Origin of the sequence: Brevibacterium sp. UCMA 11752, assembly GCF_021532235.1 — a bacterium.
Classification (GTDB): domain Bacteria; phylum Actinomycetota; class Actinomycetes; order Actinomycetales; family Brevibacteriaceae; genus Brevibacterium; species Brevibacterium antiquum.
The window spans coordinates 2,128,057-2,145,263 of sequence record NZ_JACBOS010000003.1; the positions used below are offsets into that span (position 1 = coordinate 2,128,057).

Sequence of the window (17,207 nt, forward strand, 5' to 3'; positions counted from 1 at the left end):
TGGCACCATGAACTCGCAGCGCACGCAGAACATCAGGACCGTCTCCTCCCGCCTCAACTCATTCCACTCGGCCATGTACTTCTCCGAGACCGTGGGCCGGAAATATGCCGAACACGGACTCGAACCCGGGGTCGAAGGGAATCTGGCGGCACGATCTGCCCCGATGGGGCGTGTGAACGCCGGCGTCGTCAGCGCCGCCTACTACAACTACTCGCATTCCTACCTCGCAACCCAGTTCCCGAAGCTGTGGGACACGGTCTCTCCCGAGACGATGGTGCAGGTGCGCTTCGATGCAGTGACCGCCTTCATGTCCGAGCTCTTCGACGTTCGCGAGGACATCGCACTGCTCACCGAGGCGGCCACGGAGCTGGCCACGGCCATGACCCCCGTGCTGGCGAACATGGATTTCTCGGGCCGGGCACTGGCCCAGGCCACGACGGACGCACTGGCCGCGCACACACCGAAGACCGCATTCGAGCAGCTGTGGAACGTGGCCACCATCGCCAGAGAATTCCGCGGCGACGGTCACGTCGCCTCGCTCGTGACTGCGGGTGTTCCGGGCATCGACGCCCTCATGCTCGACGTGGCCACGGGTGCCTCCTTCAAACCGCGTGCGGCACAGAAGACCCGCGGATACACCGATGAGGAATGGAAGACTGCGCAGACGCGCCTGGCCGAAGCCGGTCTCCTCACCGTCGGTGAAGACGAACGCGGATTCGACCTGCCTGCCATCACCGATGCAGGACGTGACCTGAAGGAACAGGTCGAACAGCTCACCGACGGCACCGTGGCCGCCGCCTGGTCAGCTTTGACCGATGAGGAGATCGAGGCGCTCGTGTCGCCCAGTCGCAGTCTGATCAAGGTGCTGGCGCAGTCCGGAGCCTTCCCGTCCTCGGTCTTCGCCCAGCCGGCGAAGAAGACCAGCTGAAGCGCGGCTCAGCTGCGAGCCGATGCCCGCTCCACATGTGAGCGGGCATGCTCGATCGCACTGGGCAGATCATCGAAGAGGTGCCTGTTGTCCCTGAGCGCACGAAGGACCCCGACGTGCCGGAACAGATCGACGTGGGAGTCCTTGACTCCCTTGATGAGCACCGTGATCCCGCGGCGTTCGAAGGTGTGCACCACCTCGGCGAGGATGCGGGCGCCGGAGGCATCGACGAGTTCGAGCTGGGACATCCGCAGAATCACCACCACGATTCCGTCCAGCTCCATGACTTCGTCGAAGATGCGGTCGGATGAGGCGAAGAACAGCGGCCCATCGAAGCGCACGATCGAGATCGAGTCATCGCCGGGATATGCGGACTCTCCGGCGGAGACCTCTTCGATCGTGACTCCGGTCGTCCGGGAGAGGTTGCGCAGAGCAAAAGCGGCAGCCACGGCCATGCCGATTCCGACGGCGAAGATGAGGTCGAAGGAGATCGTGATCAGCGCGGTGACGATGAAGCCGAAGGCGTCTGAGCGCGTCGAGCGCATGATGGCTCGCACCGTTGTCAGGTGAACCATCCGCACGGCGGTGACGAAGAGAACGCCGCCCAGAGCCGCGAGGGGAATCTGCCCCACCGGCGCGGCTGCGGCGAGGACGATGGCGAGCAGGACGAGGGCATGGACGATCGATGCCAGCCTGGTGCGACCACCGGCACGGATATTGACAGAGGTGCGGGCGATCGCGCCGGTGGCGGGCATGCCGCCGAAGAGTGAAGAGCCGATGGACGCGATTCCCTGTCCGACGAGCTCCCGGTCGGGACGGTAGGCACCGGAGTCCGACATCGAGGAGGCCACCCTGGCAGAGAGCAGCGATTCGATGGCTGCCAGCGCGGCGATCGTTCCCGCGGCCGGCAGCAGCCCGCCGATGGCGCCGAAATCGATGTCGGGGATGCTGGGCAGCGGCAGCGAGCGTGGAATCTCTCCGATGGTCGCGAGGGGGTTCGGAACGAGTGCGGCGAGGACCGTGACGATGATGATGCCGACGAGCGATCCGGGGATCGAGGGGTGGATCTTCGGCGCGATGACCATGCATGCGACGACGATCGCGACCGCCGTCAGCGAATAGGGAAGATAGGACCAGTCGGCCTCGCCGATGAGCTGACCGGCCGCGACAAGTGCGTTCGTGCTGTGCTCACCAGGCTGCGCATCGGTCGCCGTCGTGACGAACGGGATCTGCTGCAAGAAGATGATGGCCGCGATTCCCAGGGTGAATCCCTCGATCACGGGCCAGGGAATGAAGGAGACCGCACGTCCCAGACGCAGCAGTCCGGCGGCGACGACGATGATCCCGGCGATGAGCGTCACCGCCACCACAGCCTCGGCGCCCTGGGTGGCGACGATGGGCACGAGCACGACGGCCATGGCGCCGGTCGGTCCCGAGATCTGAACATGCGAACCGCCGAAGACCGCGGCGAGGAGTCCCGCCACGATCGCAGTGATCAGTCCCTGCTCCGCAGTGAGTCCTGAGCTCACACCGAAGCCGAGCGCCAGGGGAAGTGCGACGATGCCGACGGTGACGCCGGCGACGAGATCCCTCGGCCACGACCGGCGGGTCTCGCCGTAGTCGGAGGCGCTGGGCAGCAGTGAGCGTGCCCGTCTCAGGCCGCTGAGTATGGCCGCGGAGGCGGTGGCGGATGAACTCATGAAGCGGACTCGGTTGCGGACGCGGGTCCGCCTGGAATCTGCGGCAGCGTCTGGGCCTCGGCCAGGCGGCCCTCGTCGTCTTCGAGTATCGACAGCAGCAGTGACCGGGCCACGGAGAGCAGCTCGGCGGTGCGTCGGTCGGCCAGACGGTAGTAGACATGGCTGGCCCGCCGCTCGGATTCGACCAGGCGGTGTCGGCGCAGAACGGCGAGGTGCTGGGACAGGTGGGAGGCTTCGAGTTCGGTCTCGGACTGCAGGTCGGTGACGCTGACCTCCGGAGCACCGGCGAGGAGTTCGAGGATCCGAATCCGATAGGGGTGGGCCAACCCTTTGAACAGGTTCGCTTTGACCTCGTAGAGGGGGCGCTGCTGGTGACTTAGTGGCATGATGAAATCATCATTTCACATGGTCGCCTGAAACGGCGAATGGCTCTCAGGCCGAATCAGCGGGAGATGTGTGAGCTCACCTCGGCGGCGATGGACTTCGCCTCGTCCGATGTGGGTCCTTCGGCGGAGAAGACCGCCCGGCGGTAGTACTGGAGCTCGACGATCGAGTCGAGGATGTCGCCGAGGGCACGATGGCCGCCGTGCTTCTCCGGTGACTGGAAGTAGGCGCGGGGGAACCACTGTTTGCTCAGTTCCTTGATCGAGGACACGTCGATGATCCGGTAGTGGAGGTGATCGACGAGCTCGGGCATCTGCTTCGTGAGGAAGACCTTGTCGGTGCCCACCGAGTTGCCGCCCAGCGGTGCCTTGCCCGATTCCGGGACGTGCTTCTTGATGTACTCGAGCACCTGGGTCTGTGCCTCGGCGACCGTCGTGCCGGCATCGAGTTCGGTGATGAGTCCGGAGCTCGTGTGCATCTGGGTGACGAAGTCGTTCATGTTCTCCAGCGCCGCGGCGGAGGGTCTGATGACGATGTCGATGCCCTCGTCGAGGGGGTTGAGATCGAAGTCGGTGACGACAGCCGCCACTTCGATGAGTTCATCCCTGACTTCGTCGAGGCCGGTCATTTCACAGTCGATCCACACAATTTTGTCGTTGCTCACCAGTCCAGCTTAAGGCAGAGTGGCGGCTCTGAGCATTCCGCCCGGCTGTGCGCACCGACACACGCTGAGTACGCGCACAAAACCAATACGCGCGCAGTGACTTAAACTTGGATTGTCCCACGAGTGAACGTGGGGCCAGAAGACACTTTGTTGAGGGAAGGGTTCGTACGTGCGCTACACACTTGCTGTGATTCTCATGGTGGTGGGTGTCGTTGTCGGAGGCCTCGGTGTTCTGCAGAAGACCCTGTGGGCGCCGGACGACCAGATCACCGCGACCACAGAGATCGATGCAGACACACCGGCCGTCGTCATCGACCCCGGGATGCTCAATCTCTACGAAACCCCCGCAACACTCGAAGTCAAGGGCTCGGGGGATCTCACGATCGCCCAGGCGCCGGCCGAGAACGTCGATGCGTGGGTGGGCGACTCAGCCTCGGCGCATGTGACCGGGCTGGCACCCGAGGGCAAACTGACGGTGAAGGCCCAGGACGGCAAGGCTAAGGTGCCCAACCCGGCCGGGGCGGACCTCTGGACCTCCGAAGTCACCGGAACCGACTCCGTGACCCTTGATTGGACCGACGACGCGAACCGGACGGGCTTCCTCATCGCCGGCAGCGGTGAGCCAGGCGACGTCAAGACCGTCACCATCTCTTGGCCCAGCCATGCGGAGACCCCCTGGGCCATTCCGCTGATGATCATCGGCGGTGCGCTGTTCGTCGGCGGCATCGTTGTCCTCTTCTTCAACCGCAACAGCGCGAAGAAGGAGAAGAACCGACGCACGGCCCGTCAGGAGCGCCGTCGCAAGCTGGCAGAATACGGAACCGCATTCGCGATCGTTCCGGTTCTGGCTCTCAGCGCCTGCGGACCTGAAGAGCTGCCCAAGCCTGAGCCTTCGGAGGCCCCGAGCTCTGCCGCGGCCGGAGTCAATGACGACCAGGCCAAACGGATCCTCGACTCCGTGGCCGAAGACATCAAGGCAGCCGACAAGGGCACAGACAGCACCGAGCTGAAGAAGAGCGCCACAGGGCCCGCCCTGCAGCAGCGCGAGGATGCCTACAAGGTGAAGAAGAAGGTCAAGGATCAGAAGCTGCCGCCGGCAGTGGCCAATGAGAAGGTCGTCGTCAACTACACCGCGGCCACCGACTCCTGGCCGCGCATGACCAGCCTCATCACCTCGGCGGGCAAAGACACCCAGCTGCTCGTGTTGACTCAGGAAGATCCGCGCTCCGATTACAAGCTGTGGTCGCAGACCCAGCTGGTCCCGGGCACAGAACTGCCGGAGATCCCCGATGCCAGGCAGGGCTCGCAGCTCCTTGATCCCAAGACCAAGGACTTCGCGATGACACCGGAGAAGGCAGTGTCCGACTACGCGAAGGCGCTGGGCTCGGGGAAGGACTCGAAGGAAGCGAAGAAGTTCGAGTCCGATGACTTCTCGAAGTCGATCTGGAAGAACCAGCAGGCGCAGAAGCAGAGTGCAGAAGACGGCAAGGCCGAGGTCAAGTACAAGTACACCCCCGGCAAGGAGATCGTCGCGCAGGGAACTGCAGGCGATGCCGCTGTCGTCACCGGAGTCATCGAGGCCGAGTCCACGATCTCTCCGGAATCGGTTGACGGACGCACCGGAACCCTGACTCTCTCGAGCCCACAGAAGGAGCTGACCGGATCCGACAGCACCAAGCAGCCGGTGACGACGAAGACCACTCAGGTCCTGACGTTCCTCGTGCCCAAGGACGGCAAGGCGCGCCTCATCGGCGGACTGGAGACCCTCAGCGGAGCCGAACTGGAATAGTCCGCACCGGAAGAATAGTCGCAGGTCCGGCGGTGTTGATACGTTCTATGCTGGATGTCATCAGCACCGTCGAAGCTTGAGAGTTCCCGACGAACGTCTGGACCAAAAAGCTCCCGACGGACGCGCACCGTAGAAATTCGCACTTCCCGCAACAAAGGAGACCACGTGTCAATGGATCCCTCGCAGGACAACACGCAGCCCAACCAAGGACTCGATCTGTCCGCGGTGCGCAGCAGAAACCTGCCCCATGAGGAGCAGAGCGGTGGACAGGGGCAGGCCGCTGGCGGACCTGCTGACCCGAATGCGGTTGCCGTCCCGGCGCTGACCTTCGACGTCGACGAGGCCAGCTTCACCGAGGTCGTCGCAATGTCGGATCGGGTTCCCGTCGTCATCGACCTGTGGGCGGACCGGAGTGAAGCGGCCAAGCAGCTCTCGCCGATCGTCCAGCGCGTCGTCGAATCCTTCGGCGGCCGACTGGTCCTGGCCCGGGTCGACGTCGATGCCAATCCGCGACTGGCGCAGGCCTTCGGCGTCGAGTCGATCCCGAATATCATCGCCATCGTCAAAGGTCAGCCTGTCCCGCTGTTCCAGAGTGCACTGCCCGAGCAGCAGGTGAGGGCCTACTTCGATGAGCTGCTCAAGCTCGCCGGAGAGAACGGCGTCACCGGACACGCCGTCGTCGCCGGAGCCGAGCAGGAACCAGCAGGTCCTGCCCACCCGGAGGCCGAAGAGGCGCTGAGCCGGGGAGACTTCGACACTGCAGAATCCCTGTTCAAGACAGCTCTGGCCGCGTCACCGGCCGATGAGGAAGCGAAGTTCGGTCTGGCCAGAGCCGGACTGGGCCGCCGCCTCATCGACGCCGATCCGCAGCAGCTCATCGCCACTGCAGATGCGAACCCGAAGGACTCCGAGGCGGCCAAGGCGGCTGCCGACGCAGAGATCGTCGGAGGCAACCCGAGCAGTGCCTTCAACCGACTGATCTCGCTGATCCGCGTCAGCGCGGGCGACGAGAAGGAAGCGCTGCGACTGCGGGTGCTCGAACTCTTCGAAGTCCTGGGTGCGGATGATCCGGCCGTGACCAAGGCACGCACAGCATTGATGAGGGCCTTGTTCTGATCCAGAGAATCCGTCTCACCACAGCCATACTGTTCACGTTCGCAGCGGTGATCGTGGCAGTACTGGTCATCTCCGCGCTGTCCGTCGTCGGCACCGACGAGGTCACGGAGACCAAGGACTTCACCGTCAAGGACGGCGCCCACGCTGTCGTCCTCGACGAGGCGATCGTTCCCTATTCGGGCACCAACGTGACCGTTGAGGCCGCGAACGCCGATGGCAAGAAACTGTTCGTCGGCACGGCGAACGGCGTCGACACCGACAGCATCCTCGACGGAGTGGCGCAGGAGCAGATCAGCAACGTCGAGTTCCCCAACACCGTCGAGCACCGGTTCATCCCCGGTGACGACGCTCCCGAAGCGACGCTCACCGATAGGGACTGGTGGACCAGCAAGGACACGGGAGAGAAGGTGGCGAAGACCTTCGACCTCGACGCTGACCCGCAGGTCCTGGTCATCGCCGCCGCGGACGAGGGCGAAAATCTTGATGGAACCACAGTCTCGCTGAAGATGCGTGTGGAGGGAGTCCTGGCTTTGAGTTTGGTCGGAATCGCGTTGGGCATCATCTTGACCGGATTCGGCGCCTACTTCTTCCTGCGCTGGTTCAACGGGCGCATCCGGCCCGAGAAGAAGCGGTCGGTCGCCCGAAAGACCGGTCGCGGTCGCGGTCGCGGCCCAGGCCCGGGGCCCGGTGCCGGCCCGGGCCCCGGCGCTGGGGCTGACCCCAACGGGCCTATGACGAATACCGGCAGGGTGCGGAGTTCTCGCCTCGTGAAGAACCCTGGCGGCGCGACGGCGCAGCCACCTCGGCGGGCGAACTCACGGGGCAGACGATCGCTGCGCATCGTCACAGCCGCGTCGCTGACGACCGGGTTGGCATTGAGCGGATGCACCGCACTGCCGGTGGCGCAGCCGCACAGCCCAGACATCACGCCCTATGAGCGCGCGGCGATGCGCCCGGGTGAGGCCGGGGAATTCATGACCGGCTACACCGAATCACTCGATGAGATCCTCAACGATGGAGGAAAGGACCTCGAAAAGATTCAGGGCGAGCCCCTGATCGATCGGACCCGCGCACAGATGCAGATCGCGAAGAAGGCGAAGCAGAAGCTGCGGGCACCGAACTTCAGCGAGGTCGTCGCCGGCAGCCCGAGCTTCACCGAGTACCCGATGTGGTTCTACGCATTCGGCACCGCAAAAGGGGACGCGAAGCTCACGCAGGTCCAGCTGGCCACCCGAGAATCCGCCTCAACCGAGCCGATCGTGCGCACTGCCTCCTATATTCCCAGCGATCAGATGCCGACGCTGATGGCCGACGGGAAAGGGGCCGTCAAGCCCGGCCCAGAGGGATTCGACAAGGAGATGACGGCGACCGCGGACCAGGTCTCGAAGTTCCTGGCCGACGGCAAGGCCGACGCCGCGGATGCCGACGGGCTCAAAGAAGGCGGATTCAAGGACTTCAGAGGCTACCTGGGTGACCTGCGGGGTAAGGACTCAGGATTCGACAAGGTCGATATCTCCTGCAAGCCCTATGAGAAGCTCGACTTCACCTCGATGACCCTGAGCACCGAGCACGGCGCCATCGGAATGGGCGAGGTCCGCTGCACCCTGACGATCGAGATCCCCGACGACTATTCGGTCGACCTGGGCGACACCATCGAAGCGGTGAAGACCAACGACAAGGATGGAAACACCGTCAAGGTCGACACCGCCCACCCGTATGTGCTGATGAAGACCGGTGATGAGCTGAGCGCCGTGGCCACCGATTGGAACGTGCTGTCCTCACGCATCGAGTGAGCGCAGCCGTCTTCACGCAGCGAGTTTCAGGACCAGTCAGGCCCCAGGATCAGTCAGGCCCCGCCGAGGTGGGGCCTGACTTCTCAGCTGGTGCGGATTCTGCGCCCCACGAGGTAGAGCCACCACAATCCGACGAGGGGCAGGATGAGCGGGATGTATCCGTATCCGCTGCCGAAGGATGACCACACGGAGGGCTTGGCGAAATCCTCCGGATGGGTGAAGCTGAGGATGCCGACGATGATGACGCCCACGAACTCGACGAGACAGGCGCCGATCGCGATCCGGTGCGAGGTGCGGTTGCCGATGACCAGGCAGATCGTGGCCACGATGTAGATAACGGCGGCGATCACAGACAGCGAATACGCGACCGGGGCCACGTCGAACTCGCGGATGACCTGATAGCCGGCGCGCGCAGTCGCCGAGAGCGCGAAGACCCCGTAGACGGCCGTCAGTGCTCGGCCTGGGCCGGTGTGCATCGCCGAGAACGGTGAGCGGTTGCGCTTCGCGGCCCGTTCCTTCTTCGCCGAGGCGGCCGCTGCGCGGGCACCGCCATCGTCGTTTCGCTTCTTCACTGCCAAATCTGGTCCAATCTCTCGATCATGACGATCACCGTCAGTCCTGCCGCCGCGAGCACTCCTGGCCCCCAGCGGCTCAGTTCCGCGAACGCCCAGAAGCCGGCCAGAGCGATGACGAGGATCGCGGTGATGACGTAGCCGAAGTACAGGAGCGGATCGATGCCGTGGGTCGACCCGAATGTGGCGATCGAGAGAACCAGCTGCACGATGAGCAGGAGCAGAAGCAGAGCGGTCGCGCCGAGCAGCAGTTTGCCGGCGGGGCGGTTGCGAATGGTCTCGATGATCGACCAGATGGCCAGGACGGCGGAGACGGCATAGAGCACGATGGTGAAAACGGTGAACACCCGGCCCAGTTTAGTCGGCGTGAACGCGGCCCCGGAACGTCAGGTGCCCGCCGACGGCCCAGCATCGGGTGAGATGCGGCACTGATCCTGGCCGAAGTGCCCTTCACGGCCTAAAATAGGGAGAGTGCCGATTTACCTTGACCACGCAGCCACCTCGCCGATGCCGGCAGAGGTGCTCGACGTCTACACCGCTGAGCTGAGCCGACGCGCCAATCCTTCGGCCCTGCATGCCGTAGGTCAGGCCGCGCGGATGCGCATCGAGACGGCTCGTGAGGACATCGCCCGTGGTGTCGGCGCCGTAACATCATCCGAGGTCATCTTCACCTCCGGCGGCACTGAGGCCGACAACTTCGCGCTCAAGGGCCTCTACCTCTCGCGTAACAACTCCACCTTCGAGGCACCGGTTCGCCCACGCGTACTCACCACGACGATCGAACATCATGCGATCCTCGACTCCGTGGAATGGCTGGCCAGTCAGGGTGCCGAGATCGTCTACCTCGACGTCGACGAAGAAGGACGCCTCGACCTCGACGCGGCCCTGGCCGAACTGCGCAGCGCCCCAGAGCGCACTGCACTCATCTCCATCATGGCCGCGAATAATGAGATCGGCACACTCCAGCCGATCGCCGAAATCGGTGCAGTCGCGAAGGAACTCGGTGTTCCCTTCCACATCGACGCCGTGCAGGCTCTGGGCCAGATTCCGCTGAACTTCGCCGAGCTCGGTGCCACCGCCATGTCGATCACCGCTCACAAGATCGGCGGACCCGTGGGCATCGGTGCACTGCTGCTCGACCGCGGTGCCGCCCCCGCGCCGATCCTCCACGGCGGGGGCCAGGAACGCGGTGTCCGCTCGGGCACACTTGACGTCGCCGGTGCCGTGGCCTTCGCCAAGGCCGTCGAACTCGCCACCGCCGACATCGAGACACGAGCCGCCCGCTTCTCATTCCTACGCGACCGTCTCATCGCCGGCATCGAGGACACAATCGTCAATGCCACATTGTCCGGTCGCCGAGGTGGGGGCAGGCTTCCCGCGAACGCGCACTTCACGTTCTCCGGATGTGAAGGCGACTCCCTGCTCTTCGGCCTCGACGCGAGAGGACTGGCGACCTCGACGGGTTCGGCCTGCTCAGCCGGGGTCTCACGTCCCTCACATGTGCTGCTGGCCTGCGGCATGGAGGAAGACGTCGCCAGATCAGCCCAACGATTCAGCCTCGGCCACGACTCGACCGAAGAAGAGGTCGATCGTCTTCTCGAGGTTCTGCCCGAGGTCGTCGAACAAGCACATCAGGCCGGAATGGTCTCGGCCACTCCGCGCTGGATGCAAGGAGCATCATGAAAATTCTCGTCGCCATGTCCGGCGGAGTCGACTCATCAGTCGCTGCGGCACGTGCCGTCGACGCCGGCCACGAAGTCGTCGGCGTCCACCTCGCCCTGTCCCGCATGCCCGGAACCCTGCGCACAGGTTCACGCGGCTGCTGCACCATCGAAGACTCCAGGGACGCCCACCGCGTGGCCGGGATGCTCGACATCCCGTTCTACGTGTGGGACTTCTCCGAACGGTTCAAAGAGGACATCGTCGATGACTTCATCGCCGAGTATGCGGCCGGACGCACACCCAATCCGTGCATGCGCTGCAATGAGCGGATCAAGTTCGCGGCCCTCCTCGACCGTGCCCTGGCACTGGGCTTCGACGCCATCGCCACCGGCCATTACGCCGAGGTGCTCCGCGACGAGGACGGGCGACCGGAACTCCACCGCGGCGAGGATCTCGCGAAGGACCAGTCCTACGTCCTCGGTGTGCTCTCCGGCGATCAGCTCGAGCACTGCTACTTCCCGATCGGCGCGACCGCGTCGAAGGCAGAAGTCCGCGCCGAGGCTGCCGAGCGCGGATTCTCCGTGGCCAACAAGCCTGATTCCTACGACATCTGCTTCATCCCCGATGGTGACACGAAGGCGTGGCTGGCGGACAAGATCCCCATGCGCCCAGGCCTCATCAAAGACGCCGAGGGCGAGACCCTGGGCGAACACGACGGTGCGATGACCTACACCATCGGCCAGCGCAAGGGCCTGGGCATCCAGAAGCCCGCGGCCGATGGTCAGCCGCGCTTCGTCACCGGCCTCGACCCGGCCTCGAACACCGTCACGGTGGGCTCCCGCAGCGATCTCGGGGTCTCCCACCTGACCGGGATCCGGACCACATGGGCCGGACCGCCGCCGGCAGACATCGGCAGCGAACCGGTGACCGCCATCGACTGTGAGGTCCAGATCCGGGCCCACAGCGACCCGGTTCCGGCTCGGGCCTGGCTGGGAGACTACATCTCCGAGGCACCCGAGCATGAAGTGAACCCGATCGTCGACGAGGTCGACGTGCCGGCCGCACGACCTGCCGGACAGCTCATGCACATCGACGTCGACGAGGAACTCTCCGGCGTCGCACCCGGGCAGACCATGGTCATCTACCGCGGAACCCGGGTCCTGGGCCAGGCCACCATCGATGTGACAGCCAAGGACCGCCTCGGCGTCTGAGGACAAGGACAGCCTCGGCGTCTGAGCTGTGCTCCTCGCCCCTGCGTTAACCTGGGGGTATGAAGGAATTTCCCCAAGATGTCGTCACGGCACCTTTCGGAACCTGGTCATCTCCGCTGAGCGCTGCGGAGGTGGCCGCCGGTTCCGCACCGATCTTCGATGCCGCATTCCGCGGTGAGCACATCTACTTTTCCACGAAGGTTCCAGCGGAGAATTCCCGCACCGGGCTGATCCGGACCTCACTGTCGCATCCGGGACTGAAGGAGCAGGTGCTGCCCGCGGAGTTCAACATCAGGTCCTCCGTGCACGAATACGGGGGAGCCGCCTGGGCCCTGGACCCCAGCAGCGAGGTCATCTACTTCGTCAATGCCTCCGACCAGCGGATCTGGCAGATCATTCCGGGCAGAGCCCCGCATGCGCTGACCCCGGACACCTCGGGCCGCATCCGGTACGGGGACCTGACGATGACCAGTTGGGGTCTGCTGTGCGTGCGTGAGGACTGCCGGTCCACGCACAGGGAACGAGCCATCGTCCTCATCACCAGGCACGGAACGACGAATGTGCTCTCGCGCCATTCCCACTTCATGGCCTGGCCCCGACTGTCCCCGGACGGCTCCACATTGGCGTTCATCGGGTGGGAGCACCCCAACATGCCCTGGGACTCGACGAGCCTGTGGCTCATCGACGTTCGCACCCAGGACACTCCCGTCGCCGCGGTCATGCACGGACATGACGTTTCACTCCTGCAGCCGGATTTCACCTCGGACTCCTCGCTCATCGTCAGCTCCGACCACAACGGTCACTGGGCCCTGTACTCATTGGACTTCGAACCGATCGACTGCCTGGCTCGCGACAGACGTGTGGCTGCGAAGGGCTCCGGGGAGGAGAGCGACGCCGGTGAGGAACTCGACATCTCCGCGCTGCGGCCGGTCCTCGACACCGGCGCCGAGATCGGCGGCCCGCTGTGGCAGCTGGGCACCACTTGGCATCTGAGCGACGACGAGGAGATCTGGGCCCACTCCCAGTCCGCGACCGCCTCCCTGATCAGAGCGAAGCACGACGGTGAGGCCGAGGAGATCAGGCCGCAGGGGGAGCGGTTCGGCAGCCTCGAACTCCATGACCTGAGCCGCAGCCATGTTCTCCTGACCGGGAAGTCCGCGGACTCGACCGGAGCTCTGTACGCCGTGGACCGGGCCAGCGGCACCTTCATTGAGATCGCCCAGGAACGCCTCGATGCCCATCAGGACTACTATTCTCGCCCCCGCGCCCGGGTACTCGGCGGTGTCCCCGTCGTCATCCACCCACCGCACAACCCGCGATTCACCGCCCTCGGCCGTGAACTTCCGCCCTATGTGATCTCCATCCACGGCGGACCGACAGGTCAGGCGACCCCTGACATGTCGGCCCGGTCCAGCTACTTCGCGTCCCGGGGAATCGGCGTGATGGAAGTCAACTACGGCGGCTCGACCGGATACGGGCGCAGATGGCGCGATCGCCTGCGCGGACAGTGGGGGATCGTCGACGTCTCCGACACCCTCGCCGCCCTCGAAGCACTCGTGGCCGAGGGGCTGGCCGACCCTCACCGCATCGCGATCTCCGGGGCCTCCTCCGGTGGATGGACCGTGCTGTCGGCGCTGGCCTCATCGGAGGCATTCGCCTGCGGCACCTCCTATTTCGGTGTCACCGACCTGATGCGCTTCGTCGTCGACACCCACGACTTCGAGAGGCATTACATCGACGGTCTGGTCGGTCCCTGGCCGGAGGCACAGGACGCCTACATCACTCGGTCCCCGATTCGACGGACGAGTCAGATCAACGTTCCGGTGGCCATCATGCAAGGCGATCGGGACCCGATCGTACCGCCCAGTCAGGCCCAAGAATTCGTCGATATGTTGGAACTGACCGGAGTGGAGTACATTTACCGTCTGTACAAGGGTGAATCCCACGGATTCGTCCGCGCCGAAACCATCATCGATTCCCTGGAAAGCGAGTTCGGGTTCTATGCCGACGTCTTCGGAATCCCACGCAGCCGCAACCATGGCTGAACCAGTCGAGACTCCAACCACCCTTCGCCCGGCAGGGACGACCACCGGAGTCTGGATCCCCGGCCCCAGAGCAGAGACCGGGCCCGGCTCCATGTCCGGTGCTTCCGGATACATCGCGAACAGTCCCGTTCGTGAGGCGGCCGCAGCGGCCTTCACCCACCTCGGTGAGCAGCTGCCACCGGTGCCGCTGAGCGCCCATCGAGCCGAGGATCGGTGGGGCGCCGACGCGATCGGCCGTGGCGTCGGGCTGCTGACCGACCTCCACGTCGACCGGGCCTCCTTCGGCTGGCGACTGACGAGCGCAGCGGGGCGAGACGAACGACTCGAGTCCTCGGCGCTGAGTGAGGCCTTCGACGCCATCGCCGAATACGGGGACGGCTACACCGGTGGGGTCCAGATCTCCCTGCCGGGACCCTGGACCCTGGTCACCGCGCTGAGCCTGACTTCCGGGGCTCCTGTGCTCGGCGATCTCGGCGCCCGCCGCGATGTGATCCAGGCCTATGCCTTCGGTCTTGCCGCCTTCGCCGACAAACTCTCCACACTCGGCATGCAGCCCGTGATCCGCCTCGTGGAGACCCGCCTGCATCCGGTGCTCACCGGCACCTGGCCCACGGTCTCCGGCTGGGCCACCCTGCCCGCGGTCAACGAGACCCAGGTCTACGCTGCCCTGCAGTCGACGCTGCGCCACCTGCCCCCGGTCCTGCTCAGCCTCCCCGACTTCGACCCTCTGCAGCTGCAGGGCAAAGAGATCACCGCCGCCGAGGTGGTCCGCAACTCCGGTGCCACCGCCGTGTCAGTGCCGTTGGCTAGCCTGAAGGCACAGAGTTGGGAACAGCTGGCTATGATCGCCGAAGCCGGGATCGGAACATGGATGGGGCTGCCGCCGGCCGCAGGTTCGAGACCACAGGAGGTCAAGCACTGGCTGAACCGGACCATGACGCCGTGGAACCGCATCGGTATGAGTGCGAAGAGTCTGCGCGATTTCGGAGTCCTCGCAGGCGAAGAGCTTCCGATGACCTATCCGCCCCTGCTGACCTCGGTCGAAGGGGACGGTGCGAAGAACATCAGCACGGGAACGATGATGATCGCCGCAGGCCTGCGGCGTGCCTTTGAGGAGATCGAATGACTGCAACGCCCGACAACTCCGAACTGTCGGATGCCACCGCCCGTGCTCAGGCGCATGCTGATCTCGTCGAGAAGATCGAAGAGCAGCGCGCCGCCTACTATGCGGATGATTCGCCGCTCGTCTCCGATGCCGAATACGACGAACTCGTCCACAGGCTCGAAGACCTCGAGGAGAAGTTCCCCGAACTCGTCACAGACTCCTCACCGACGCAGACCGTCGGCGGCAGCGTCGACACCTCAACCTTCGATCCGGTCGAGCACATCGGTCGGATGTACAGCCTCGACAATGTCTTCGACTTCGAGGAGCTGAGGGGATGGTACGACCGGGTCCGCGCGGCCACCTCGGCGAGGTCGAAGTTCCTCTGCGAACTCAAGATCGACGGACTCGCCGTCAACCTCCTCTACCGCAACGGCGAACTCGTTCGCGCCGCCACCCGCGGTGACGGCCGCATCGGTGAGGACATCACCGCCAATGTCCGCACCATCTCCGATATCCCCGACCACCTCGACACCGACTACCCACCCGCCGAGGTCGAAATCCGCGGGGAGGTGTTCTTCCCGCTGGAGAAGTTCACCGAGCTCAATGCCGCCCTCGTCGAAGAGGGCAAGGCCCCGTTTGCGAACCCCCGCAACTCGGCCGCGGGATCCCTGCGCCAGAAGGACCCGGCCGTCACCGCTGTGCGACCGCTGCACATGCTCGTCCACGGCATCGCCGTATGGACCCCGGCCGATGATTCGCACCCTGAACCAGCTCACCAATCCGAGGTCTATGAGCAGTTCCGGTCATGGGGGCTGCCCATCAGCGAATATTTCAAGGTGCTTGAGACGATCGATGAGATCGAAGAGTTCATCACCTACTACGGCGAGCACCGCCACGATGTCACCCACGAGCTCGACGGCATCGTCATCAAGATCGACGACATCGCCGTCCAGGAGACCCTTGGCTACACCTCACGAGCGCCGAGGTGGGCGACGGCCTTCAAATACCCGCCCGAAGAGGTCACGACGAAGCTGCTCGACATTCAGGTCCAGGTGGGAAGAACCGGTCGAGTCACCCCGTTCGCGGTGATGGAGCCGGTCACCGTCGCCGGCTCCACGGTGGAACGAGCGACCCTGCACAACGGCTACGAGGTCAAGCGCAAGGGCGTGCTCATCGGCGACACGGTCACCCTGCGCAAGGCCGGCGATGTCATTCCCGAAGTGCTGGGCCCGGTGGTCGCACAGCGCGACGGCAGCGAATACGAGTTCGTCATGCCCACCCACTGCCCTTCATGCGGAACCGAGCTGGGGGAGCAGAAGGCAGGGGACAAGGACAAACGCTGCCCGAACTCCCGGTCATGCCCCGCACAGCTTGCCAACCGCATCTTCTACCTGGCATCCCGCGCCGCCTTCGACATCGAAGCCCTGGGCGAAGAGGCGGCGCTGGCACTGACTGCTCCGGCCGAGCCCGAGCAGCCGCCGCTGACCTCTGAGGCATTCCTCTTCGACCTCACTGCCGAAGACTTGGCCGATGTGAAGATCTGGCGGAACAAGAAGGTCAAAGGGGTGGAGACCGGCGAGCGTGAACTCGTGCCCTACTTCTACACGCGAGCTGTTGCGAAGAAGCCGAGTGCCCCGAGCGCCAATACGACAAAGCTCTTCGAGGAACTCGACAAAGCCAGAGATCAGGACCTGTGGCGAGTCCTCGTCGCACTCTCGATCAGGCACGTCGGCCCGACCGCAGCACGCACCCTGGCCGCACACTTCCGCACACTCGAGGCGATCCGGGCCGCTGAGCTCGAAGAGCTCTCAGCCGTCGACGGCATCGGATCGACGATCGCGGCGAGCATCCGCGACTGGTTCGCCGTTGACTGGCACATCGAGATCGTCGAAGCGTGGGCTGCCGCCGGAGTCCGGATGGAGGACGAGGGACAGGAAGCAGGCGCGCAGACCCTGGAAGGTCTCACGATCGTGGCCACAGGCTCTCTGAGCACATTCACGCGTGACGGGATCAAGGAGGCGATCCTCTCCGCCGGTGGCAAGGCCGTCAGCTCGGTGTCGAAGAAGACCGACTATGTGGTGGCAGGTGAGAATGCAGGATCGAAGCTGGACAAAGCCGAATCACTGGGAGTCAGGGTCCTCGACGAGGACACATTCCGCACGCTCCTGGAGACCGGCAGTGTGGACTGATCAGCCATCGAATTTCAGGATCGTCACAGGCATATTCAAGTGGGGAAAC

The 17,207-nt window shown here is 64.6% G+C and carries 14 protein-coding genes; 9 read left to right on the forward strand and 5 right to left on the reverse strand.

From position 1 onward, the window contains the following. Positions 1-7 precede the first annotated feature (7 nt). Positions 8-928 carry an SCO6745 family protein gene (locus HU144_RS09535; protein WP_235351154.1) on the forward strand — a complete coding sequence of 307 codons (921 nt, stop codon included), beginning with the start codon at positions 8-10 and terminating at the stop codon, positions 926-928. Positions 929-936: 8 nt separating this feature from the next. Here HU144_RS09535 and HU144_RS09540 read toward each other — a convergent pair whose 3' ends face one another. From HU144_RS09540 to orn, 3 genes are read right to left on the reverse strand one after another with little or no spacing between them, the layout of a single operon-like run. Continuing rightward, positions 937-2,628 carry a SulP family inorganic anion transporter gene (locus HU144_RS09540; RefSeq protein WP_235351155.1) on the reverse strand — a complete coding sequence of 564 codons (1,692 nt, stop codon included), beginning with the start codon at positions 2,626-2,628 and terminating at the stop codon, positions 937-939. Further along, positions 2,625-3,014, reverse strand: coding sequence for an ArsR/SmtB family transcription factor (locus HU144_RS09545; protein ID WP_235351156.1), 390 nt, complete (start codon positions 3,012-3,014; stop codon positions 2,625-2,627). Before HU144_RS09545 ends, HU144_RS09540 begins: the two co-directional genes overlap by 4 nt. Before the next feature lie 56 nt (positions 3,015-3,070). Beyond that, on the reverse strand, positions 3,071-3,640 hold the full coding sequence (orn, locus tag HU144_RS09550; RefSeq protein WP_232488494.1) for an oligoribonuclease: 570 nt from the start codon (positions 3,638-3,640) through the stop codon (positions 3,071-3,073). Positions 3,641-3,845: 205 nt separating this feature from the next. Between orn and HU144_RS09555 the strand changes: the two genes are divergently transcribed. The 3 genes from HU144_RS09555 (at position 3,846) to HU144_RS09565 (ending at position 8,374) form a co-directional block, all read left to right on the forward strand. After that, a complete protein-coding gene (locus HU144_RS09555) occupies positions 3,846-5,465 on the forward strand; it encodes a hypothetical protein (RefSeq protein WP_235351157.1) in 1,620 nt (539 codons plus the stop codon). 171 nt (positions 5,466-5,636) lie between these two features. Next, positions 5,637-6,581 (forward strand): tetratricopeptide repeat protein, encoded by a 945-nt coding sequence (locus tag HU144_RS09560; RefSeq protein WP_235352680.1) that lies wholly within the window; start codon positions 5,637-5,639, stop codon positions 6,579-6,581. A 53-nt stretch (positions 6,582-6,634) separates the two neighbouring features. After that, positions 6,635-8,374 (forward strand): hypothetical protein, encoded by a 1,740-nt coding sequence (locus HU144_RS09565; protein ID WP_235351158.1) that lies wholly within the window; start codon positions 6,635-6,637, stop codon positions 8,372-8,374. A gap of 83 nt (positions 8,375-8,457) precedes the next feature. Here HU144_RS09565 and HU144_RS09570 read toward each other — a convergent pair whose 3' ends face one another. Together HU144_RS09570 and HU144_RS09575 are read right to left on the reverse strand one after the other, a co-directional pair. Continuing rightward, positions 8,458-8,946, reverse strand: a complete 489-nt coding sequence (locus tag HU144_RS09570) for a hypothetical protein (protein ID WP_442862650.1) — start codon at positions 8,944-8,946, stop codon at positions 8,458-8,460. Further along, on the reverse strand, positions 8,943-9,293 hold the full coding sequence (locus HU144_RS09575) for a hypothetical protein (RefSeq protein ID WP_235351159.1): 351 nt from the start codon (positions 9,291-9,293) through the stop codon (positions 8,943-8,945). The genes HU144_RS09570 and HU144_RS09575 overlap by 4 nt, the downstream gene beginning before the upstream one ends. A gap of 124 nt (positions 9,294-9,417) precedes the next feature. On the opposite strand from HU144_RS09575, the gene HU144_RS09580 reads away from it, so the two are divergent. The 5 genes from HU144_RS09580 to ligA are packed head-to-tail and all read left to right on the forward strand — an operon-like array spanning position 9,418 to position 17,158. After that, the gene (locus HU144_RS09580) at positions 9,418-10,629 is read left to right on the forward strand and encodes a cysteine desulfurase family protein (protein ID WP_235351160.1); all 1,212 of its coding nucleotides are present in this window, start codon (positions 9,418-9,420) and stop codon (positions 10,627-10,629) included. Continuing rightward, a complete protein-coding gene (gene mnmA / locus HU144_RS09585) occupies positions 10,626-11,819 on the forward strand; it encodes a tRNA 2-thiouridine(34) synthase MnmA (RefSeq protein ID WP_235351161.1) in 1,194 nt (397 codons plus the stop codon). The genes HU144_RS09580 and mnmA overlap by 4 nt, the downstream gene beginning before the upstream one ends. A gap of 59 nt (positions 11,820-11,878) precedes the next feature. Further along, positions 11,879-13,864, forward strand: a complete 1,986-nt coding sequence (locus HU144_RS09590) for a S9 family peptidase (RefSeq protein WP_235351162.1) — start codon at positions 11,879-11,881, stop codon at positions 13,862-13,864. Further along, the gene (locus tag HU144_RS09595) at positions 13,857-14,990 is read left to right on the forward strand and encodes a hypothetical protein (RefSeq protein WP_235351163.1); all 1,134 of its coding nucleotides are present in this window, start codon (positions 13,857-13,859) and stop codon (positions 14,988-14,990) included. Before HU144_RS09590 ends, HU144_RS09595 begins: the two co-directional genes overlap by 8 nt. Beyond that, positions 14,987-17,158 carry an NAD-dependent DNA ligase LigA gene (ligA, locus tag HU144_RS09600; RefSeq protein WP_235351164.1) on the forward strand — a complete coding sequence of 724 codons (2,172 nt, stop codon included), beginning with the start codon at positions 14,987-14,989 and terminating at the stop codon, positions 17,156-17,158. Before HU144_RS09595 ends, ligA begins: the two co-directional genes overlap by 4 nt. Positions 17,159-17,207 lie beyond the last annotated feature (49 nt).